This window comes from Microvirga pakistanensis, assembly GCF_004458765.1.
Taxonomy (GTDB): domain Bacteria; phylum Pseudomonadota; class Alphaproteobacteria; order Rhizobiales; family Beijerinckiaceae; genus Microvirga; species Microvirga pakistanensis.
In genome coordinates, this window is sequence record NZ_SPJX01000185.1 from 1 (window position 1) to 20201 (window position 20201).

The following is a 20201-nucleotide window of genomic DNA, read 5'->3' on the forward strand; positions in this document are numbered from 1 at the left end:
CTGAACCCGCCGAAAACGCCAAAGCGCCTCGGCCAATACGGGGATGTTCGCTCCAGAGGAGCCCAGACCGCAGATCCCTCCACAGAACAAGGCTCATGGTCACGCCAGAGATGATCTTACCTCTGGCTCCGGCACGCGTGCGACCGTCCCTGCATTGCTGCCTGAACACGTTGCTGCGTTGTCCGGAAAAGAAGCGCGCGCCGATCAGACCCGCGCCGGGACGCGCCGATATAAGCGATTCGTGCGTTTATGCAAGAGGGGATGAACGGGGCGACCCTTCCCGGGCGGCGTTGTCCCGTCCTCCCTTCAACCCTTATATGGTGTCGCGGTCGTGTGGTTTGAAGGTGGATTCGAGCCGGGCGCGCTCTCAAGTGAAAAGGCGGCCCGTGCGAGGCCGCCTTGTCCGGTGATATTGTAACGGGAACGGCGCGGTGCGGTTATTCGATGACCTGAACGACCGTACGGGTTTCAGGGTCGACGAGCACTGTCCGGTCGTTCACGATCGTGTAGCTGTAGGGATTGGAAAGGCCGACCGTCTGGGGGACGGGGTAGAGACGGACGCGCGACGGAAGCGGTTGGCCGACCACCACTTCATCGGCGACGCGGATGGAGGGACGGCGCTGAGCAACGACATAGCCGCGGACGCGGGTCGATTCCTCCGCGGTCAGGGCCGTGCCGACAGCCGCTCCGGCGACTCCGCCTACGGCGGCGCCTATCGGCCCGCCCACGATGGCGCCCGTCACGGCCCCGCCTGCGGCGCCGGTGGCAGTTCCGCTCTGGCACGCCGCGAGAGCAAGGGGAAGGGCGATAACAGCCAGAGTTGCGGCCGAGCGTAGGATACGATTGCGCATGACGGACTCCTTTCCGATTGGCAAAATGCGAACGCGAAAAAGCTTGGCCGGTTCCACAGGAAGGAAAACATGAGCAGTCAATCCAGGATCGCTATCGTCACCGGCGCCGGAACGGGCGTCGGAAAGGCGATTTCCGCCGCACTCCTGAAGGAGGGATACAATGTTGTCATGGCCGGCAGGCGCCAGGAGGTGCTCGAGAAGGCCGCGCAGGAGATCGGCGGGACGCCACTTCTGGCAACAGCCGACGTGACGGACGCCGAGTCGGTCAAGGCTTTGTTCTCGAAGGTGAAAGACAGGTTCGGGAGGCTCGATCTCCTGGTCAACAACGCGGGCATCGGCGCCCCTCCGGTTCCTCTCGAGGACCTGACCTTGGAGCAATGGCAGACCGTCGTGGACACCAACCTGACAGGCGCCTTCCTCTGCACGCAGGAGGCGTTCCGGATCATGAAGGCGCAGGATCCGCGGGGTGGGCGGATCATCAATAACGGCTCGGTGTCGGCTTATGCTCCGCGGCCCTTCTCGGCACCCTATACGGCCACCAAGCACGCGGTGCTGGGACTGACGAAATCCACTTCGCTCGACGGCCGAGCCTATGACATTGCCTGCGGACAGATCGACATCGGCAATGCGGCCACGGACATGACCGCGAGAATGTCGGCAGGGGTCCTGCAGGCGAACGGCACGACGATGGCGGAGCCGACCATCGATCCCGTCCATGTGGCGCAGGCCGTCGTCTATATGGCGAGCCTGCCTCTGGACGCGAATGTGCTCAACATGACCGTGATGGCCACCAAGATGCCGTTCGTCGGACGTGGCTAGAGCTGTTTCCACGGGCGTGGAACCACCTCTCCTCTTCGGTGTGCCGCATTTTTAGGCGGAGAACACGACCCGCTTCGCCGAAAAGTGCTCCAGGGCGCAAAATCGACGGGGCCAGGCTGGGAAGCCTGGCTTTGCCGCTCCATATGAATCCGATGCCCGTCCTAAAACAGCCGTACTATCCAGCTTTCATTCAGCTCGCTTCCGGCAATGTGGAACGGGCTGGTGGGTGCCGGATCGTTTTCCTGCGAGTTCACACCCTTAATGAACCCTGTCGTTCCAGAATGGCGGCGGAATGAGCGCAATCCTCATCAAGATCTTTGCAACGGCTCTCACCCTGAGCCAGGTTCTGGTGGATCCGGACACGGTGAGGACGTCGTTCAACCCGGTGGAGGATCGGAACGAGGTGAGCGAAATCCTCAAGCAGGGCTGCACGCATATGCGGCGCGCCTTCGACATCGAGGACATCAATCTCGACGATCTGATGGCGACCGCCATGGACGATCCGCAGGCGGTGACCGGCGACCTCAAGATCCTTCAGGGCCTGAGTTTCAACGACCTGCACGCCAGTTATCGGATTTTCTGCAAGAGCGAGACGGTTGAGCCTTCGCCCGTCGACCTCGGCGAGGTCATCACCTATTACAACGCTGCGGTGGCCGATCTTCCGGACGCCGGAAAACTAAAGGATCTCAAGCTGCCTGGCGTCAGCGTCGTCCTGGACGGCAGCGGCAGGCGCTTCGCGGAAGTCTACGAACCCGATCACCGGCGCATCTCGGTGTCGTTGTCGGAGATCCCGAAATCGGTGCAGCAGGCTTTCGTTTCGGCCGAAGACAAGCGCTTCTATCAGCACAAGGGCGTCGACGAGAGAGGCGTGATCCGGGCGTTCGTGAGCAACCTCGCCAATCCCGGGCGACCGGCCGGGGGCTCCACCATCACCCAGCAGGTGGCCAAGAACCTGCTCGTCGGAGACGACGTGACCTATGAACGCAAGATGCGCGAAATGATCGTCGCCTCGCGGGTCGAGCGGCTTCTCAGCAAGGCGGAGATCCTGGAGATCTATCTCAACTCCATCTATCTCGGGCGTTCGTCCTGGGGCATCGAAATGGCGGCCCAGAGCTATTTCGGCAAGAATGCGAAATCGCTCTCCGTCTCCGAAGCGGCGCTTCTCGCAGGCTTGGCGAAGGGGCCCAATTACTACAACCCCGACACGCAGCCCGATCGCGCACGCGAGCGCATGGCCTATGTGGTCAGCCGCATGCAGGAGGACGGTTTCCTCAACGCCGAACAGGCCAATCAGGCCATCGCCGCGTTGCCGCCTCGGATCCCTTTCCAGCGCCCCCGCCGGGAGAGTGGTTTCTATTTCGTGGATCATCTCAGCCGGGACGCACGCACCCTCGCGGGTCTCGAGAATCTCACCGCGGGTTCCTATACGGTGCGCTCGACGATCAACGCGGACCTGCAGCAAGCCACGGAGGCAGCCCTTCAGGAAGGGCTCGCGCGCTACGAATTGAGCGTCGGCCGCCAGCGCTTCCAGGCGCCGGAGATGAACCTGGCGGATGCGGTCAAGCTGCTCGAGGACAAGAAGGACGGCGCGGCGACGCCATCCTGGCGCAGGGCCCTGGAGAACGCGCGCCTGCCGCTTTACGACGTCCATTGGACGCCCGCCGTGGTGATCGAGAATGGACGCGACAGAAAAAAGGGGACTCCCGTCCTGAGGGTGGGGCTTGCGGATGGGCGGATCCTGCCGCTCAACGCCTGGGACGCGGCGCGCCGAAATCTGAAGCTCCATGACGTGGTGCGCGTCCGCATCGTCGAGCAAAAGGGCAAGGGAGCCGTTCGTGCGGACCTGAGGGTGCCGCCGACGGTGCAGGGCGGGGCGGTCGTTCTCGAGAACAGGACCGGGCGCATTCTCGCCATGGCGGGGGGATTCTCCTATCCGCTGAGCCAGCTCAATCGCGTGACGCAGGCGCATCGCCAGCCTGGTTCGGCGTTCAAACCGCTCGTCTATCTCGCCGCTCTCGCCAAGGGGCTTCAACCCAATACGCTGGTGTGGGATGCGCCCGTGACGCTCCCCCCTGTGAACGGCGATGCAGCCGCGCGGGCTCGGGATTACTGGACACCCAAGAACTACGATGGCGGCGGCGGCGGCATCGTCACCTTGCGGCGCGCTCTCGAGAACTCGAAAAATCTGGTGACCGCCCGCCTTCTTGACGGCGGCATCGAGACCGACCCCGCCAGAAGTCTGCGGAACGTCTGCGAGCTTGCCCTGGAGGCGCAGCTCTATCTGGAATGCACGCCTCATTATCCTTTCGTGCTCGGCGCGCAGCCGCTGCGAATCCTCGATCTCGCGGCCTTCTATGCCGCCATCGCCAATGAGGGTGCAATGCCGTCGCCTCATGCGTTCGAGAGCATCGAGGAGCGCGGGCGCACGGTCTACAACCGCAGGGCGCAATCTCTCGTGAGACTGGGCTCTGCCGATGCCGCCGCCTTCTACCAGCTGAAGACCATGCTCCAGGGCGTGCTGGAGCGAGGCACGGCTCGCGGCTTGAAGGCTCTCGCGCCGTATGCCGCGGGCAAGACCGGCACCTCGAACGACGAGAACGACGCGTGGTTCGCAGGCTTCACCAACGATGTGACCGTGGTGGTCTGGGTGGGGCACGACAATGCGGACGGCAAGCGTCGGACCCTTGGGCGCGGGCAGACCGGCGCGAAGGTGGCCGCGCCGATCTTCAAGGACATCGTCGAGGCGGCCTGGCGGCACCACATGCCGCAATCTCCGTTGAGCCCGCCGTCGCCGCAGGCGGCCAAGCAACTCATCGCTTTGCCGATCGATCTCAACACCGGCGACCGGCTGACGAACGGAGAGCGCGGCGCATTCACGGAACATTTCCGGCTCAACTGGTTCGGACGGCTGAGCGAGACGCAATACCGCCTCGTGCCCCAGGACGAGGTGTATGCGCTGCGCAATCCCGATCCATGGAGCGATGGCGATGAGGTGGGCGCGTACAGCCCCTATGAGGACGCGCCTTACATGGAGGGCAGGGGTTGGCTGGATTCCCTCCGCCAGAACGCTCCCGCGCAGCGCCGTTCGGATCCGGGCGCGCGCTGGTGGTGGGAGGACGAGCCTCGCCAGAGGCCGCGTCGGGTCGATCCGGATTTTCCCTGGGGCTATCAGCGGGTTTATTGATGAAAACTGTTCCCCCTCGGCGCCGGTGCCTGATCGCTCTGGCGGCCTTTTTTCTGTCCGTCGCTCCCGCCTTGGCCGAGGCGTTTCGCGTGGAGGACGTGCCGTCGGTCACGGCCGTGTCGCCCGACCGCGTGAAGGTGAGGACGATCCTCGTCAGCGACCATGCGGATAAGATCGCCGATGGCGAGACCGGACTCATGCGGTTCGAGGATTGGGCGCGGGAGCGGCCGCAGCAGAAGCGCTTCTTAAGTCTCTTCCCGACCTATGCGGAGCCGCGGATCAAGGTCTCCGTCCATGGGATCGAGAAGCCCTACACCGAAAAGCTCCACATGTATGTGGTGGAAACACGCTTTCTGATCGGGAAGCCCGCCGATGCCGTAGACCTTGGCCGCTTCGTCAATCTGGATGTGCTGGAGGCGATCGATCCTTCGATCAAGCACCGCCGCATCACCGCCGATCAGGCGGGCCCGAACCGGGATCCGCGAAGCGCCCACAACCGCAATCCCGGCCGGCGTTGGTGCGAGGCCGCGCAAAGCCTGTGCATCGAATCCCGCTACCCGCTCGAAGGACGGCTGCCGGTGGGCATTCGCCTCGCCAACAAGCTGGAGGAGGGCGGCAAGAAAATCTCCGAGTTCATGGAGTTTCAGAGCGAGATCCGGGTGCTGCCGCAGCCGGAGATCGATCAGGCAGGCCTTGCAAAGCTCACCAATTTCGATGCGCCGGTGACCGGCGTGCTCGAACAGACCCTGTTCGACGTGAACCAGGTGCTGCAATTCGGCAAGCTGCTGGCGGTCCTTCAGCCGCACCCGACGGATCGGGCGAAGACGGTCGCGACGGTATTCATGGCGCTGGGCATCGAAACGGACGTGCTGCAGCAGAAACAGGAGTTCGCAAGCGTTCCCGTGCTCCGCAACCTGATTCCCGTGCAGGTGCTCATGGGGAAGAGTTCGTTCAACACCGGCAACTCCATCAGCGCCGGTCTGCCCAGCTATGTCCGGAACCGCGTTCGGGCGATCGCGGAGATGCTGGACGGGTGAGGCCTGGCACGAAAAAGCCCCGTTCGAAGGCGGGCTGAACGGGGCTCGAAGTTGGCGGAGGCGGTAAGGGGTTGCGGGTGTGATGCCTCCGTGCCAAGTCAAGAATTTGGGGCGAAACAAGGTTCCGCCCTCCCGAGCTCTTCAGCAAGCTTGGCAGGTTCACGTTTTCTCGACTATGTGCTGTGAACCGAACCGCCCTTGCAGGCGGAACGCAGGCGGCCATTTGAAGGCCCTGATTGCAGCGAGGATTCACCATGGCGAAGGCCATCCATTCCATGATCCGGGTTCTGAACGAGCAGCGTTCGCTCGATTTCTACGGCAAGGCTTTCGGGCTCGCCGTCGCGGAGCGGTTCGGCTTCGACGGCTTCACCCTGGTCTACCTGAGCAATCCGGAGAGCGAGTTCGAGGTCGAGCTGACCGTCAACCACGGGCGCAGCGAGCCCTACGCTCTCGGAGACGGCTATGGCCACCTTGCCGTCTCCGTGGACGATCTGGAGGCGGAACACGCCCGCCTGACGGAGCTGGGCCTTCAGCCTCAGCCGATCAAGGAGTTCATGCACGAGGGGAGGCTGCTGGCGAAGTTCTTCTTCATTCAGGATCCCGACGGCTACAAGATCGAAGTGCTGCAGCGCGGCGGTCGCTACAAGTAAACGGTTCCAGTGAAGGAGCAGCCCTGTGGCGATCCGTCCCATCGTTCGCTTTCCCGATCCGCGCCTGCGCCGGAAGGCGGAGCCGGTTGCGATCTTCGGCGACGCGCTTCACGCCCTCGCGCAGGATCTGGCGGAAACCATGCGGGCTGCTCCTGGCATCGGCATCACGGCTCCCCATATCGGAGTGCTCGAGCGCCTCGTGGTGATCCAGCTCGACAGCGATCCCGCGCCGCACGTCTATGTGAACCCGCAAATCATCTGGGCCTCACCCGAAATGCTTCGCCACGTGGAGGGAAGCGTTTCGATGCCGGGCGTCACCGAGGAGCTCGAGCGGCACGCCCGTGTTCGGGTGCGCTACAGCGATCTCAGCGGGGTGGAACACGAGGAGGAGGCGGAGGGCCTGATGGCCGTCTGCCACCAACACGAGATCGATCAGCTCGACGGGATCTTCTGGATCGACCGCCTGTCCAAGCTGAAGCGGGATCGCCTGATCAAGAAATTCGACAAGCTCCATCGCCTTGGCGCGTAGCGGAGCCCGTCTCAAGTGGAGTTGCTCCGTCGTGGTTGAAGTCTATCGCATCGAAACCATCGCCTCCGCGGAAGCCGGAGGCGGGGTGATCCGCCGGATCATGGTCCGCACCGATTCCCTCGACAAGGCAAAGGAGCGCGCCCTCAAGGTATTCTCGCTCGCCTGCCGTCCGCAATCCCGCGATGGGGACGTGGAGGCCGTGCGCGTGCTGAACGGGGCGGGATACGAGGTGTTCTCCATCAGCACCCGGGATTGATGGCGGAGAATTATCGTTCGAGAAAGGGCGCCAGGGCTGTGGATGACGAAAACGGCATTGACAGCCCGCCCGATCACCGGTACGAGCGCGCCTCCATCGCAGAGATTTGAGGCCTCGGGCCAGCCGCGATGGAATGAGAAATGCGCGGGCGTAGCTCAGTCGGTTAGAGTGCCGGCCTGTCACGCCGGAGGTCGCGGGTTCGAGCCCCGTCGCCCGCGCCATTTCCCCTCCCGAACAGTTCATCAGCGGTCCAGCCCAGCGGCGCAATCCGAAGGCTGGGCGGCGTCGTCTTCCCAAATGAAAAGGGAGTTCGCAGGAACTCCCTTTTCGCGTCTCAGAGAAACGAGCTGGCAGATCAGGCGATCTTGCCTCCGCCCCGTTTGGTGATGACGAGCACCGAGGGACGCGTGGGCATGTTGTCCTTGAAGTCCGGCCAGCGGGTGATCGGATTCTCGAATGTGGAGGTTGCGCCTTCCTCCGCCTCGCCGGGATGCTGCACGGCCAGGAAGAGCGACTCGTCGTTCGGCGTGAAGAAGGGGCCGCACAGCTCGCCGCCGACGGGCACGCGGAAGAAGTGCTTCGAGGTGCCGCGCTTCTCTCCTTCGGTCTCGAGAGCCCAGAGACCGTCGGCCCGGCCGGTCGCCTTCGCGTTGTTGCCGTCGGTGGAGACCCAGAGGCGGCCCTGGCTGTCGATGGCGCAGTTGTCGGGCATGCCGAACCAACCGTTCTTGGTCGTCTCGGACGAGAAGGTCGCACCGACCGAGGCAACGGAGGGATCGCCGCACTTGACCAGGACTTCCCAGGTGAAGGTGGTCGCCGCGTGGTTGCCGCCCTCCGGCATCATCTCGACGATATGGCCGAAGGCGTTGTTGGCGCGCGGGTTCGCCGGGTCGACCTGATCTTCCTTACGACGCGTGTTGTTCGTCAGCATGACGTAGACACGGTTCGTTTGCGGATTGGCCTCGATGTCCTCGGGGCGATCCATCTTGGTCGCGCCGAGCAGATCAGCCGCCCGGCGGGTCTCGATCAGCACGTCGGCCTGGCTCTTGAAGCCATTGGCTTCGGTGAGGGGGCCCTGGCCGTGCACGACCGGCAGCCATACGCCGGTGCCGTCCGGATTGTACTTGGCGACGTAGAGGGTGCCCTCGTCGAGGAGGCCGAGATTGGCGGCCCGGTTCTGCGGATCGACCTTTCCGGCGGTCACGAACTTGTACACGTAGTCGAAGCGCTCGTCGTCGCCGAGATAGACCACGTAGCGGCCGTCGCTGTTCGTGATGCCGGCCGCGCCCTCATGCTTGGTGCGTCCGAGCGCCGTGCGCTTCTTCGGCACGAAGGACGGATCGAACGGATCGATCTCGACCACCCAGCCGAAGCGGTTCGCCTCGTTCGGCTCCTTCACCAGGTCGAAACGATCATAGTACTTGCCCCAGGCATAGGCGGGCGTGCCGATGCCGTAGCGCTTGTAGTTCTTGGCTTCGGCGTGGTCGTCGGCAAGCTTGCCCCAGAAGTAGCCGTTGAAGTTCTCTTCGCAGCTCAGCCAGGTGCCCCAGGGGGTCACGCCGCCGGCGCAATTGTTGATCATGCCGTTCACCTTGCGGCCCGTGGCATCGGCAGAGGTCTTCATGCGGTCGTGACCGGCGGCGGGGCCGGTGATGTCCATCGGCGTCGCGGCCGTGATGCGGCGGTTGTACTTCGAGTCCTTGACCACCTGCCACCGGCCGCCGACACGGCGGATTTCGACGACGGCGCCCCCATGGGCGGCGATCTCGATATCCACGAGCTCCTTGGTCATCTTGCCGAAATTCGCGTCCTTGGCATCCTGGACGCCGACGCCGGGGAACATGAGTTCCTCGTTGGTGTACTCGTGGTTCGCCACGAGCAGGCCGTGATCGGCCGAGCCGTCGAGCGGGATGAAGCCGATGAAGTCGGTGTTGTATCCGAACTGACGCGCCTGCTTCTCGGCAGTCTGGTTCATGGGATCGAACTCGGGGGCATCCGCAAAGATCGGGTCGCCCCATCGCAGCAGCACCTGGGCATCATAACCCTCGGCGACGTGGTGCGTCTGGTCGACGCCGGCCTCGATCTCCTCGAAATCGAAGGCGGCCATCGTCGAGGCCTGCTTGGCGGGCTGCTCATTGGCCGCGAGCGCCCGCGAACCGAGGGTCGCGGAAATGGCCGCGACGGCGAGGGAGCCGCGCAGGAGATCACGCCGGTTGAAGCGCGTCGCGATGATCTCTCCCATCGTAAGATTCCCGGTCGGGTTGACCCCGACGTCGCCCGAATCCTCAAGCTCGCTTGCGCGAAGGCGAACCTTGTGCTCGTCCATATGGCTTCTCCGTCTTGTGTGACGTATGGGCCTTAGGACGGTTCTATGTAAGCTGCGTGACAGGGTGGGGCCGCCGGACGATTGCCGGGGACAGGACGCGCCGGATCGTGTATGGATCGACCCATGACCGACGATAGCTCCACCCTCCGTCTCCAGCTGGCCGATCAATGGCAGAAGCTCGCCATCGAGCTGATCAAGAAGGGCCTGCCGGCCGACATCATATTCGAGTCCCTGCTCACGGTGGGACTCGCCGGCCAGGTCGAGGTGCTCGGCAAGGAGGTCGCCGCCGCTCGTCTTGCCGCCATCGCCGAACAACTGTCCGAGCAGGTCCGGCAGCAGAAGGAGGCTTTGCAGGAAGCCTCCAGCGCGACGAAGAACTGAACCGGAAACGTCGGAAGCCCCACCTCAAAAAAGTCGCCGGACATGCCCCGCCCGTGCAACGCCTCGCCAGATTGCAGCGTTAGGCTGACAAGCCTTCGTCAAACCTTGAGGTGATGTCCTCATGCAGCCGGCACTCGATAGCAATACCCTGGACCGTTTGATCTCTCTCGGCCGCGAGCGGGGACATCTCACCACGGAGGATCTTCGAGCCAGTCTGCCTATCGACAACATGAGCGCGGAGGACATCGCGCTGGTCGTGGTTCATCTCGAAGAAACCGGGGTGCCGGTGGACCTCGAGGAGAGCCTCCTGTCCTCCCCTTCGAAGCCTGCGGCGTTGCCCAGGCAGAGCGCCGAGATCATTCCCTTTCCGGGACCGCGCGCCAGACCCAAGCCCGTGAAGGAGAAGCCGCTGCAGCCGGCGAAGCCTGCACCTTCGGAATCCCGTCAGGAAGCGTCCGGGATCACCGCCCCTGCCCATTGGATGATCGTCGGAGCCGGGGTGTTCGCCTTCGCGGTCGTCTCGCTCGTCATCTTCGCGACGGCCGGCTGAGGCCGATCAGCCAGCTTTCGCCCACAGATTGCTGGGAGCTTTCTGCTGCTCAAGCCGCGGAAGAGGCTTGATCGCCGGGCCCGTGAAACGTCCGGTGCTCAGATCGTCCAGCGCCCCCGACGTGAAACCGGTGTCGAGCAACGCGGTCTTCGGCTCGAACAGCGAGCGGACGGCGGCTTTCACGTTGTATCCGAGGATCGGCTCGAAGGTGGCTGTCGCCTTTCCGGCCATCTGGGTGGCGTGCGAAACCCGGACCGGCGGGACCGGTGGTTCCGCCGCCGCCACCTGGCGCACCAGGTCCTGGGGCCGTTGCGGCGGAAGCGGAGCATGCGGCGCGGCAATTTCGGGCGCCGCCGATGCCACCACGATCGGCTGCTGAGCCGGCGTCTGCGGCTGCTGTTGCGGCTGCGGTTTCCGTCCAAAGACGTTCGCCAGAAGGGAGCCGATCGATCCACCGCCGGCGGAGGCCTGTTGGGCAAGGGCGGCGTTGCGGGCGGCGATCTGAGTTCTGGCCTGTTCATATCCCGGCAACGGCTTGCCGTTTGCGGGAAGATGCGCCGTGTTCCCATCGGGGAAGAGGCGCGCGAGCTGTTGCTGCGACATGCGCGGCCAGGCACGCACGTTGCCCGTGTCCACATGCACGAAGTCGGACGAACCGTAGTATCCGACGCCGCCATATTGCAGGCGCATGGCGATTTCGCGGAGCCGGGCGGTGGGAACGTCCGGCAGGCGGATGTCCATGGCCTTGCCGAGCGTATGCTGGCTGTTCTCGGCCACACCGCTCGACCGGCGACGCAGGGCGGAGTTGGTCTCCGGAGAGCGGTAGGACGAGATGATGTGGATCGGCTGTCGCGATCCGGACTCGCGATAGACCTCCCACAGGACGTCGAAGAGGCGCGGGTCCATGCGCGCGGGCTTGTCGTTGCGCCAGTCGCGCAGGAACCAGTTGAGCTGGCCGAGAGCCTGATCGTCGTATTGCCCGTTCCGGCGGAAGGTGACCGTAATGGTATCCTGGCGGTGGGTATGGACGAAGCTCAAGGTCCGTGTCTCGCCATCGGCCCGGACGGTCGGATTCCAGGGATAAAAGGCAAGCAGCCCGGCCGCAGCGGCAAGACAATAAGCAATCTTCAGGTTTTTCTTCCTGTCATGCTCGCCATCGTCTGCGAGCACACGCGCCGCATGATTCCTGCCGAACGACCGTTCCGGTCGGGCGATGATGTCCCGCATTTTGGTTTTGTCCCGCTACCCTTACGCAAGGTTTGGCGGTCAACCATGGCAAAAATAGGCTTAATACTTCGTTCTCTCCCGCCTCGAGCACCGGGCCCAAAAGTGGATTTGCACCTTTGGGGCCCAATCCGATGCTCAATGGGCTAGGAGGCCCGTGCCGAATGCTGGCCGCGCCTGCCTCCTGGGGAACCGAGAACGACCACCTTCGCGCCCAGAGGCGTGTGATTGTAGAGATCGATCACGTCCTGATTGATCATGCGGATGCATCCGGACGAAACATTGGTGCCGATGGTCCAAGGCTCGAAGGTGCCATGGATGCGGTAGAGGGTATCCTTGTTGCCCTGCCAGAGATACATGGCCCTGGCGCCGAGCGGATTGCCCGGGCCCCCAGGCATGCCGGGACCGCCCGGCAGCTCGCCCATCTGCTCCATCAGCTCGGGCTGGCGCCCGAACATCTCCTTGGGCGGATACCAGTCGGGCCATTCCTGCTTGTCCTTGATCACGGCCGTTCCGGACCAGCCGAAGCCGGAGCGACCCACGCCGACCCCATAGCGGACGGCCATGCCGTCCCGGAGCACCAGGTAGAGATAGCGGCTTCGCGGATCGACCACGATGGTGCCGGGCGCTTCGCTTGTCCCGTAGGAAACGACCCGGCGCAAATAGTTAGGATCGATCCGCGAGAGATCGACGCCAGGGATCGGGTAGAGATCGTCGTCGATGGGCGCGTACATCGCCTGGTAGGCCGAGCGCGGTATGGCCTGCTGGGCGTGGCTCGGGCCGGCCGGAAGGCTGGAGCAAACGGCGGCGGCCGGGAGACCGAGAACAAAGGCGCGTCGGTTGAGATCCATCGTCACTCTCCCCAGGGCTCTAACGTGGCAATAAGAAGACGCGGGACCAGGGCGCTCGGTTTCATGAACTCTGGCCTGTCCTGTGGACATAGCCGAGATTCCTGACATACGGGCGGAAGAACGCGGGACCAGCAGGGAGAACCGATGATCCAAAACATGTCCTGGGCGTGGCTCGGCGGCATCACGCTGCTCGTCGTGGCCTTCATCGCGGCTCTGATTTGGGTCCGCCGGGTGCGCTATCGCCGCACGTCCGTCATGACGGCGAACGAGCGCGAGTTCCATCAGCGCCTGCTCCAGGCGCTCCCCGATTGCGAGATCTGGCCTCAGGTGCCGCTCCTGGCTCTCCTGCGGCCCGACGCGCGGGAGGGCAGCCGCACGTTCTGGGTCGCCTTCAAGCAGATCTCGAACACGCGGGTCGACTGGGTGATCGCCCGCGACATGGAGGTGATTGCCCTGATCGAGCTGGACGACCGCTCCCACAATGCGAAGCGCGATGCCAAACGCGATCAGATCCTCAAGTCCTGCGGCTATCGGGTGGTGCGGTTCCAATCCAACAAGCGCCCTGGTCCCGACCAGATTCATGACGCTGTTTTCGGCGCCCGATGAGAGGTCTCACGCCGTCAGGGACCGGGTCCTGCCGCTCGTGAAGCTCTCGAAGGCTTCCTGCGGCAGGGCATCGGGTTCGGCGAGATAGCGCGCCGAATGGTGGAACGGCGTCAGGTGACGGACTCCGGCCTCGCGGGCAAGAGCGCCCGCCTCCCAGGCGGTCAGGTGGCATGAGGCCTCGGCGAGGTGCCGGTCGCGTTCCAGGAACACCGCCTCGATGAACAACTGGTCCGCCCTGTCGATCAGTTTGAGAATTCTGTCGCGGTTCCGCACATGGGGCGCTGCGTCGGTAACGTAGGCGACGACCTGGCCCGGGGCCACGCGCAGGGCGCGATGCTTCAGGTCGCCCAACCTGATGGTCTGGTTGTCGGACACGACGATCCGATGCTCGTCCGGCATTCCACGGCGCACGGCTCCCTTGGCCTCGTTCAGCCAGGACCCCGGCGGCAGCCCCATCTCGGCAAGCACTCCGCGCCAGACATTGACCTGCATCACCTCCTTCAGCGCGAACGCCAGGGAGGGGATGCCATGGTCGAGCGCAACGCACTCGATGGTGAAATCCGCTTCCGCCCAGGCGACCCCTCCGGGGAATTCCGGCGGTTCCACATCGCGCCGCGCAAACGCTTCGCGGGCATGGAATTCGATGCCCTTGACGAGGCGCAGGCCGTCGTAATCGAGGGCGCGAAGGCAGAAATCGACCGAGTTCTCGTCGAGCAGGTTCCAGGTGAAGCTGCGGATGCGATGCTCGACCTGATCGGCGAAACCGGGCGGTCCGATCATGACGAGCGGTGAGGGCCGGTGCAGGCACAATCTGAACAGGCGGTCGAACCCGGCGATGTGATCCACGTGGGTGTGAGAGACGAAGACATGGCTGACCCGCAGGAGCTCGCGCGACGACAGCGCGCTCACGTCGCCGAGATCGAAAAGGATCGCCCGGCGACCATACCGGAAATCGAGGTAGACGCCTGGATCGCTGAAGGGATCGTTCACGAGGCGGGGTTGAACAAGCCAGGACATGGAGGGCCAACGAGGCCGCCGGCCCAGTGTTCCCGAGGGTGTCAGAGCGGTTCGTTGCCCTTATAGCGAGCGAAGGAACGCTGGCCAGACGGGCCGAAGAGGACGACCTCGAAGGTCTGCGGCTCCATGTCCGGGACTTCCATTCCAGGGGAGCCTGCCGGCATCCCGGGTACCGCAAGTCCCCTGGCGTGGGGCTGCTCGGCGAGAAGCCGCTTGATGGCGTCGGCAGGCACATGACCCTCGATCACGTAGCGATCGATTTCAGCCGTGTGGCATGAGGCCAGGTTCTGCGGAACGCCTAGACGGGCCTTCACGCGGCTGATATCGGGCGTTTCGACAACCTCGATGCTAAATCCTGCCGACCGGATATGCTCGACCCAGGCGCTGCAGCAGCCGCAGCTGGGATCCTTGGTCACCACCATCCTGCGGGGGGCGTCCGCCGCAGCGGTGCGGAACGCAAAAGGTGAGGCGATGAGCGTTGCCAGAACTGCCCTCCGGCAGATCGTCGCGTTGGAGTGCATGATCGAACCTCCTTCGAGCCATATCGCCATGATCTGGACCCTCCCGGAATGGCAAGGTCAAGTACGAACGGCTAGAGGCACCTACCGTAGGGAATAGAGATAGGCTGCCACATCTCGTGCCTCTCCGGTCGAGATCCCGGTAACGGGCATCGCCGTTCTCGGGTTCACATCCCGCGGGTTGGCGATCCAGCGGATCAGGTTGTCCGGCGAGTTGGGCAACATGCCGGCCACATAGACCCGGCGGGAGATGGAGTTGAGCCGAGGCCCGACGAGACCGTTCGCCCGGGAGATTCCGGGAATGGTGTGGCAGCCGGCACAGCCGTAGCGGATGATGTGATCTTCGGCCCGGTGGAGATCCCCTCCCGTCATGGCCTCGGCGAGCTGCTCCCGCTCGCGCATGTCCCTGTAGGCAAAGCCCCCGTAACCGACAGCCCCTACCACCAGCAGGAGAACGAACGCGATGAAGGCGCTGCGCGGCAGCCTGTAGGGCGCTTGGACGAAGGGAGCGATCGCGCCTTCGGGCGCCGTGGCTTGCCTTGTGCGCTGTGGCTGCCCTGCGCGCTTGGCCAGGGAATAGCCGACGGCGACCGCCCCAAGCGCCGAGAAGATCGTTCTACCGAGGAAGCGGGGCATGAACGCCTCCCGATGCGGACATTCGGCTCGACCGGCTGATCCAGATCCCCATCATGGCAAGAGCCGCTACAGCATAAACCACTCCGGCCGGCACCCACATGATGAGACCGGCAAGTTGCTGATCCTCCAGGGGCGTGAGGCCCCAATCCGGCGCCGCCTCTGTCTGGCCAGGATAGATCGGCGTTTTCGTCAGCGCGATCAGGATTCCGAGGAAGCCCGAGTGGAGCGCGGTGATGAAGAGATAAAAGGACGCCGTGCCGTAGCCGCGGGTGCGGGCCCGACCGCGCAGCAGCGACCACCAGAACAGGATCGCAGTACCGAAGAAACTCACATGCTGCACTCCGTGCACGAGAGGGCTTGCCAGCGCGGCATTGAACAGGATGGGGAGATGCCAGATCCAGAGGGCGGCACCATGGATGAGCGTTGCCGCGAAGGGATCGATCAGGACGCTCCAGAGGCGGGCGATGTCCCGGTTTCGGGCGATGGTGCCGACGAGGCGTCTTCCGCCTTGGGGGAGGGCCCACAGCATCCCGCCCACGGGTCGCGCGATCACGAGCAGCGGAGCGGAAACAGCCATGAGAATCTCATGCTCGAGCATGTGCGCCGTGAAGAGGCGTTCCCCCAAGGCGTGAACGGGCGAGATCAGGGCGATGGCGAGCAGGAGCCAGCCGAGCATGAAGCAGAGGAATTGCCACACACGGACGCCTCGGCCGATCCTGAGCCCGCGCCAGAGGCGCAACACGCCGGTGAGATAGAGAGCGGCCGACACGAAAAGGGCCAGGGCCACCCAGGTTTCGAGCGACCAGGGCGAGGGCAGGTGGTGATCGCCGCCATGGGCAAGGGCGGTTGAGGGCAGCAGAGGGATGAGCGGCAGAGCCAAGGATTTTATCGAGGATCTCATCGCTCGCATCCGTGGAACATGAGACCGGCTATGCCATGCAGGACGATGATGGCCGTGAACAGGGCGGCCATCGCGACGCCGATGAGCGCCGTGAAGCGATGCGGGCGTCCGGCGCCCGTGCTGTCCGGCGCGGGAGTGACGGGCGACATCCGGTATGCGCGCCACGACAGGAGGCCTCCCGCCAGGCTGACGACGGCGGCCGCGAAGGCCACCACGGGCACAAGCTGGACCTGATGCGCGCAGATCCAGGGCACGAGGGCGTAGTTGATCTGCGTATCGATGAGCCAGGCCAAGGGCCCCATGAAAATGCCGGCCGATGGGATTCCTGTGCGAAGACGGGCCATGACGATCGCCTCACATCCTCGGGAGCCAGTAGAGCAGGACGTAGATGGGAAGCCACGTGATCACGACGAAGTTCCAGTAGAAGGCATTGTCCTCCACGTCGCTGAACCGCTTGCCGCGCCCGTGACGGGTGAACATGAGCACCGTCAGAACGATGGTGTCGCCGAGATCGGTCAGGACGTGCAGCGTGTGCAGACCCAGGAGCAGCCAGACGATGGAGCCATAGGCGTTCTGATCCCATCGGACATGCAGGCCGTAGAACTCGAAGACGCGGATCCCGAGCAGGGCGACGCCGCTCAGACTCATGATCACAAGGGTGCGCCGGACCTTGGGGAGGTCCTGCGCCTTCGCGCCTTTCCCTGCCAGATGGTTCGGCCAGAGGCTTGCGAGCAGCAGCAGCGTGAAGACGCCTGACCAGAGCAGGTCCGGCGGCGGGGCGCTGAGTGGCCATTGCCCATTGATGAACACGAGGTAGAGGTAGGCCCCGATCGCCATCGCGAAGCCCGCGCCCTCGACGGCGCAGAAGCCGAGTGTGCCCCACCACGTGGTCATGCGGGGGCCGAAGGCGAGATCCGGCAGGGACGAGACGTCCTGAACGGGGCGATGCTTCATTCCTCGTCCTCCTCGCTCTTGGGCCAGAACCAGCCCGTCAGGGTGATCGCCACCAGGGCGCCGCCCCACACCACCGCCCAGGGCGTGAAGATCGAGGCCACGAACGTGATCGACGTCGCGATCGCGGCGAGGAGCGGCCAGAGGGACGGATCCGGCGACGGCTCGCGAACGTCGGCTCTGGCTTCCGACACGGTCGTGACGAGGATTTCGCGCTTGTTTACCTCGAGGCCCGTCACGACAGGCAGCGTCTCGCGTTCGGCCCAGAGCGGCTCGCGATTGGTCACGAAGGGAATGCGGTCGAAGTTCTGCGGCGGCGGCGGCGAGGTGGTCGCCCATTCGAGCGTGCCGGCATCCCAGGGGTTGTCGCCGGCCAGCGGACCGCTTCTTGCGCTCGTGACCATGTTGTAGAGGAACAGGACGAAGCTCGCGAAGAGGATGAGCGCGCCGGCCGTCGAGATCAGGTTGAGGTTGCCCCAGCCCATTTCCGGCAGGTAGGTGTAGACCCGGCGCGGCATGCCCATCAGGCCCGTGATGTGCATGGGGAAGAAGGCGATGTTGAAGCCGATGAAGGCGAGCCAGAAATTCCACTTGCCCAGCCGCTCGCTCATCATCCGGCCGGTGAATTTCGGGAACCAGTAATACACCGCCCCGAGCAGCGGAAACACGTTGCCGCCGATGAGCACGTAATGGAAATGCGCCACCACGAAGAAGGTGTCGTGCACCTGGGTGTCGAGCGGCACCGAAGCCAGCATGATGCCGGACAGGCCGCCTGCGATGAAGATGAAGAAGAATCCGATGACGAAGAGGAGCGGGGTGCGGAAGACCGGTCGCCCGTCCCAGAGCGTCGCGATCCAGCAGAAGATCTGAATGCCGTTGGGAATGGCGATCAGCATGCTGGAGGCGGTGAAGAAGCTCGCTCCCAGCTGCGGCAGGCCCGTGGTGAACATGTGGTGCACCCAGAGGCCGAAGGAGAGAAAGCCTGTGGCGATGAGCGAGAGCACGAGGGGCAGATAGCCGAAGGCCTGCCGCCGCGAGAAGGTCACGACGATGGCGGAGACCCAGCCCGTCGCCGGGATGAAGATGATGTAGACCTCCGGGTGGCCGAAGAACCAGAACAGGTGCTGGTAGAGCAGGGCATCCCCGCCCTCGGCCGGATTGAAGAAATGGGTGCCGACGAGCCTGTCCATGATCAGCATCGCCGAGGCGGTCACGACGGCGGGCAGCGCGAAGACGATGATGAAGGCGTTGACGAGTTCCGCCCAGACGAAGAGCGGAATGCGGTCCAGGGTCATGCCGGGCGCGCGCTGCTTGAACACCGTCACGATCACCTGGATCGCCACGGCAAGGCCGGCGACCTCCGTGAAGGTGATCATCTGTGCCCAGAAATCCACGCGCTTGCCGGGCGAATTCTCGGGGCCGGCCAGCGGAACATAGGAGAACCAGCCCGTATCCGGGCCGATATTGAGCATGAAAGCGATCCAGATCATGAGACCGCCGAAGAGGTAGACGTAGTAGGAATAGGCGTTGAGGCGCGGAAAGGCGATGTTGCGCGTGCCGATCATGAGCGGCAGCAGATAGACCGCGAAGGCCTCGCCGATAGGCACGCCGAACAGGAACATCATCGTCGTGCCATGCATCGTGAAGAGCTGGTTGTAGAGATCGGGCCCGATCAGCTGGCTCTCCGGCCGCGCCAGCTGCAGGCGCATGGCGACAGCCGCCAGACCGCCGAGGAAAAGGAAGAAGATGGCGGTGAAAATGTAGCGGCGGCCGATGATCTTGTGATCGACCGTGGAGAGCGCGCCGATGATCCCCCTGGCGGTGCCCCAGGTCCTGGCGAGGCGCGCCGACAATTCGGCATCGCCCAGGTCGGTATCGCGCAACACATCCTTGCCGGCCGCAAGTTCGCTCACTTCAGGCTCTCCAGATAGGTGGCCAGCGGCTGGATCTCCTCCGGCGCGAGTTGGACGAGGGGCATGTGCACGCCGGGCTTGATCCCCTGCGGATCCACGATCCAGGCGGCGATGTTGCCGCGGGTCGTGGGCAGGGTGCCCGCCGCGATATATTGCCGGCTGCCCACATGGGTGAGGTCGGGCGCCACCTTGCCGCCGGCGGAGGTGCCGCGGATCTGGTGGCACATGATGCAGGGCTTGGTCATGAAGATCTCCATGCCCTTCTGCTCCTCCGGATCGTCGGGGATGTGCGCCGCGCTGATCTGTCCGTCGCGCCAGCGCTCGAAATCCTGCCTGGTCTCCGCCACGACGAGCAGGCCCATATGGGCGTGCTGCCACCCGCAGAACTCGGCGCATTGGCCCCGGTAGACGCCCGGCCGGTCGGCCTGGATCTCGATCTGGTTCTGACGCCCTGGGATGGCATCGAGCTTGCCGTTGAGACTCGGCACCCAGAAGGAATGGATGACATCGCTGGATTCGAGCTTGATCAGCACCTTCTCCCCGACGGGGATATGGATTTCGTTGGCGGTCGTGAAGGTGCGGGCGGGCGAGGCGTCCTCGTACTGCACCTTCCACCAGAATTGCTGCCCGGTCACCAGCAGGGTGAGCGGCCCGTCCCTGCTCGCGAACAGAACCCTCTGCGCGCCGTAGCTCACGATTGTCAGGGCCATGACGATGAGCGCGGTCAGCGCCACGGCAGACGACACGACGATCGTCATGCGCCGCTCGGTGCCGGGATGCGTCATGAGTGGATCGTCCCCCGGTTCGCGCCTGCGGCGCAGCGCCAGGAGCAGCATGACGATCGTCACGATCCAGACCGTGCTCAGGATCGCGAGAAAGATCCAGAAGAGGCGCGCGAGGCTGTCCGCGTGAGGGCCATGGGTGTCGAGGGCCGATTGCCAGCCCGAGCAGCCGGAGAGGGGCAAGGCGGAGAGAAGGATGAGGAACGGGCGCGCTCCCAT

At 64.3% G+C, this 20201-nt stretch carries 21 protein-coding genes and 1 tRNA gene; 10 read left to right on the forward strand and 12 right to left on the reverse strand.

The genetic code is table 11. The features are described from left to right. Positions 1-437: 437 nt before the first annotated feature. Positions 438-851 (reverse strand): DUF1236 domain-containing protein, encoded by a 414-nt coding sequence (locus tag E4K09_RS10000; protein ID WP_134496611.1) that lies wholly within the window; start codon positions 849-851, stop codon positions 438-440. A gap of 69 nt (positions 852-920) precedes the next feature. Here E4K09_RS10000 and E4K09_RS10005 point away from each other — a divergent pair, with 69 nt between their 5' ends. The 7 genes from E4K09_RS10005 to E4K09_RS10035 all read left to right on the forward strand — a co-directional run bounded on the left by E4K09_RS10005 (position 921) and on the right by E4K09_RS10035 (position 7547). After that, positions 921-1670, forward strand: a complete 750-nt coding sequence (locus tag E4K09_RS10005; RefSeq protein ID WP_134496612.1) for an SDR family oxidoreductase — start codon at positions 921-923, stop codon at positions 1668-1670. A 292-nt stretch (positions 1671-1962) separates the two neighbouring features. Continuing rightward, positions 1963-4854: a penicillin-binding protein 1A gene (locus E4K09_RS10010; RefSeq protein WP_134496613.1), complete on the forward strand. Its 2892-nt coding sequence runs from the start codon at positions 1963-1965 to the stop codon at positions 4852-4854. Continuing rightward, complete coding sequence (locus E4K09_RS10015; RefSeq protein WP_134496614.1) at positions 4854-5891, forward strand: hypothetical protein; 1038 nt, start codon at positions 4854-4856, stop codon at positions 5889-5891. Before E4K09_RS10010 ends, E4K09_RS10015 begins: the two co-directional genes overlap by 1 nt. 254 nt (positions 5892-6145) lie before the next feature. After that, positions 6146-6541: a VOC family protein gene (locus E4K09_RS10020; protein ID WP_134496615.1), complete on the forward strand. Its 396-nt coding sequence runs from the start codon at positions 6146-6148 to the stop codon at positions 6539-6541. 25 nt (positions 6542-6566) lie between these two features. Further along, positions 6567-7070: a peptide deformylase gene (locus E4K09_RS10025; RefSeq protein WP_134496616.1), complete on the forward strand. Its 504-nt coding sequence runs from the start codon at positions 6567-6569 to the stop codon at positions 7068-7070. A 31-nt stretch (positions 7071-7101) separates the two neighbouring features. Further along, positions 7102-7326, forward strand: a complete 225-nt coding sequence (locus E4K09_RS10030) for a hypothetical protein (RefSeq protein ID WP_244610434.1) — start codon at positions 7102-7104, stop codon at positions 7324-7326. Positions 7327-7470: 144 nt separating this feature from the next. Beyond that, positions 7471-7547 (forward strand) — tRNA-Asp (locus E4K09_RS10035). A gap of 134 nt (positions 7548-7681) precedes the next feature. On the opposite strand, the gene E4K09_RS10040 is transcribed toward E4K09_RS10035, so the two are convergent. Next, entirely contained in the window at positions 7682-9652 is a 1971-nt protein-coding gene (locus tag E4K09_RS10040; RefSeq protein WP_134496617.1) for a PhoX family protein, read from the reverse strand. A 123-nt stretch (positions 9653-9775) separates the two neighbouring features. Between E4K09_RS10040 and E4K09_RS10045 the strand changes: the two genes are divergently transcribed. Next, positions 9776-10033, forward strand: coding sequence for a hypothetical protein (locus tag E4K09_RS10045; protein ID WP_134496618.1), 258 nt, complete (start codon positions 9776-9778; stop codon positions 10031-10033). 121 nt (positions 10034-10154) lie between these two features. Next, positions 10155-10583, forward strand: coding sequence for an RNA polymerase sigma factor region1.1 domain-containing protein (locus E4K09_RS10050; protein WP_134496619.1), 429 nt, complete (start codon positions 10155-10157; stop codon positions 10581-10583). A 6-nt stretch (positions 10584-10589) separates the two neighbouring features. On the opposite strand, the gene E4K09_RS10055 is transcribed toward E4K09_RS10050, so the two are convergent. Together E4K09_RS10055 and E4K09_RS10060 are read right to left on the reverse strand one after the other, a co-directional pair. Next, positions 10590-11810, reverse strand: coding sequence for a peptidoglycan L,D-endopeptidase MepK (locus E4K09_RS10055; protein ID WP_244610435.1), 1221 nt, complete (start codon positions 11808-11810; stop codon positions 10590-10592). A 143-nt stretch (positions 11811-11953) separates the two neighbouring features. Next, entirely contained in the window at positions 11954-12658 is a 705-nt protein-coding gene (locus tag E4K09_RS10060) for a L,D-transpeptidase (RefSeq protein WP_134496620.1), read from the reverse strand. A gap of 144 nt (positions 12659-12802) precedes the next feature. On the opposite strand from E4K09_RS10060, the gene E4K09_RS10065 reads away from it, so the two are divergent. Next, on the forward strand, positions 12803-13264 hold the full coding sequence (locus tag E4K09_RS10065; RefSeq protein WP_134496621.1) for a DUF2726 domain-containing protein: 462 nt from the start codon (positions 12803-12805) through the stop codon (positions 13262-13264). A 6-nt stretch (positions 13265-13270) separates the two neighbouring features. On the opposite strand, the gene E4K09_RS10070 is transcribed toward E4K09_RS10065, so the two are convergent. The 8 genes from E4K09_RS10070 to coxB form a co-directional block, all read right to left on the reverse strand. Further along, a complete protein-coding gene (locus tag E4K09_RS10070; protein ID WP_134496622.1) occupies positions 13271-14281 on the reverse strand; it encodes a ribonuclease Z in 1011 nt (336 codons plus the stop codon). 41 nt (positions 14282-14322) lie between these two features. Next, positions 14323-14802 carry a DUF411 domain-containing protein gene (locus E4K09_RS10075; protein ID WP_134496623.1) on the reverse strand — a complete coding sequence of 160 codons (480 nt, stop codon included), beginning with the start codon at positions 14800-14802 and terminating at the stop codon, positions 14323-14325. 81 nt (positions 14803-14883) lie between these two features. After that, positions 14884-15435 carry a c-type cytochrome gene (locus E4K09_RS30835; protein ID WP_342211344.1) on the reverse strand — a complete coding sequence of 184 codons (552 nt, stop codon included), beginning with the start codon at positions 15433-15435 and terminating at the stop codon, positions 14884-14886. After that, positions 15416-16336, reverse strand: coding sequence for a cytochrome c oxidase assembly protein (locus tag E4K09_RS10085; RefSeq protein WP_244610436.1), 921 nt, complete (start codon positions 16334-16336; stop codon positions 15416-15418). Before E4K09_RS10085 ends, E4K09_RS30835 begins: the two co-directional genes overlap by 20 nt. After that, positions 16333-16680 (reverse strand): hypothetical protein, encoded by a 348-nt coding sequence (locus E4K09_RS10090; RefSeq protein WP_134496625.1) that lies wholly within the window; start codon positions 16678-16680, stop codon positions 16333-16335. The genes E4K09_RS10085 and E4K09_RS10090 overlap by 4 nt, the downstream gene beginning before the upstream one ends. Before the next feature lie 10 nt (positions 16681-16690). After that, complete coding sequence (locus tag E4K09_RS10095) at positions 16691-17290, reverse strand: cytochrome c oxidase subunit 3 (RefSeq protein ID WP_134496626.1); 600 nt, start codon at positions 17288-17290, stop codon at positions 16691-16693. Then, positions 17287-19200, reverse strand: coding sequence for a cytochrome c oxidase subunit I (ctaD, locus tag E4K09_RS10100; protein ID WP_134496627.1), 1914 nt, complete (start codon positions 19198-19200; stop codon positions 17287-17289). The genes E4K09_RS10095 and ctaD overlap by 4 nt, the downstream gene beginning before the upstream one ends. Further along, entirely contained in the window at positions 19197-20201 is a 1005-nt protein-coding gene (coxB, locus tag E4K09_RS10105; protein ID WP_134496628.1) for a cytochrome c oxidase subunit II, read from the reverse strand. Before coxB ends, ctaD begins: the two co-directional genes overlap by 4 nt.

Excerpts from the sequence above, each read along its gene's own strand:
- E4K09_RS10000 (WP_134496611.1), bottom strand. The coding sequence starts at position 851 with ATGCGCAATCGTATCCTACGCTCGGCCGCAACTCTGGCTGTTATCGCC.
- E4K09_RS10005 (WP_134496612.1), top strand. The coding sequence starts at position 921 with ATGAGCAGTCAATCCAGGATCGCTATCGTCACCGGCGCCGGAACGGGC.
- E4K09_RS10010 (WP_134496613.1), top strand. The coding sequence starts at position 1,963 with ATGAGCGCAATCCTCATCAAGATCTTTGCAACGGCTCTCACCCTGAGC.
- E4K09_RS10015 (WP_134496614.1), top strand. The coding sequence starts at position 4,854 with ATGAAAACTGTTCCCCCTCGGCGCCGGTGCCTGATCGCTCTGGCGGCC.
- E4K09_RS10020 (WP_134496615.1), top strand. The coding sequence starts at position 6,146 with ATGGCGAAGGCCATCCATTCCATGATCCGGGTTCTGAACGAGCAGCGT.
- E4K09_RS10040 (WP_134496617.1), bottom strand. The coding sequence starts at position 9,652 with ATGGACGAGCACAAGGTTCGCCTTCGCGCAAGCGAGCTTGAGGATTCG.
- E4K09_RS10045 (WP_134496618.1), top strand. The coding sequence starts at position 9,776 with ATGACCGACGATAGCTCCACCCTCCGTCTCCAGCTGGCCGATCAATGG.
- E4K09_RS10050 (WP_134496619.1), top strand. The coding sequence starts at position 10,155 with ATGCAGCCGGCACTCGATAGCAATACCCTGGACCGTTTGATCTCTCTC.
- E4K09_RS10055 (WP_244610435.1), bottom strand. The coding sequence starts at position 11,810 with ATGCGGGACATCATCGCCCGACCGGAACGGTCGTTCGGCAGGAATCAT.
- E4K09_RS10060 (WP_134496620.1), bottom strand. The coding sequence starts at position 12,658 with ATGGATCTCAACCGACGCGCCTTTGTTCTCGGTCTCCCGGCCGCCGCC.
- E4K09_RS10065 (WP_134496621.1), top strand. The coding sequence starts at position 12,803 with ATGATCCAAAACATGTCCTGGGCGTGGCTCGGCGGCATCACGCTGCTC.
- E4K09_RS10070 (WP_134496622.1), bottom strand. The coding sequence starts at position 14,281 with ATGTCCTGGCTTGTTCAACCCCGCCTCGTGAACGATCCCTTCAGCGAT.
- E4K09_RS10075 (WP_134496623.1), bottom strand. The coding sequence starts at position 14,802 with ATGCACTCCAACGCGACGATCTGCCGGAGGGCAGTTCTGGCAACGCTC.
- E4K09_RS30835 (WP_342211344.1), bottom strand. The coding sequence starts at position 15,435 with ATGCCCCGCTTCCTCGGTAGAACGATCTTCTCGGCGCTTGGGGCGGTC.
- E4K09_RS10085 (WP_244610436.1), bottom strand. The coding sequence starts at position 16,336 with ATGAGATCCTCGATAAAATCCTTGGCTCTGCCGCTCATCCCTCTGCTG.
- E4K09_RS10090 (WP_134496625.1), bottom strand. The coding sequence starts at position 16,680 with ATGGCCCGTCTTCGCACAGGAATCCCATCGGCCGGCATTTTCATGGGG.
- E4K09_RS10095 (WP_134496626.1), bottom strand. The coding sequence starts at position 17,290 with ATGAAGCATCGCCCCGTTCAGGACGTCTCGTCCCTGCCGGATCTCGCC.
- coxB (WP_134496628.1), bottom strand. The coding sequence starts at position 20,201 with ATGGGAGCGCGCCCGTTCCTCATCCTTCTCTCCGCCTTGCCCCTCTCC.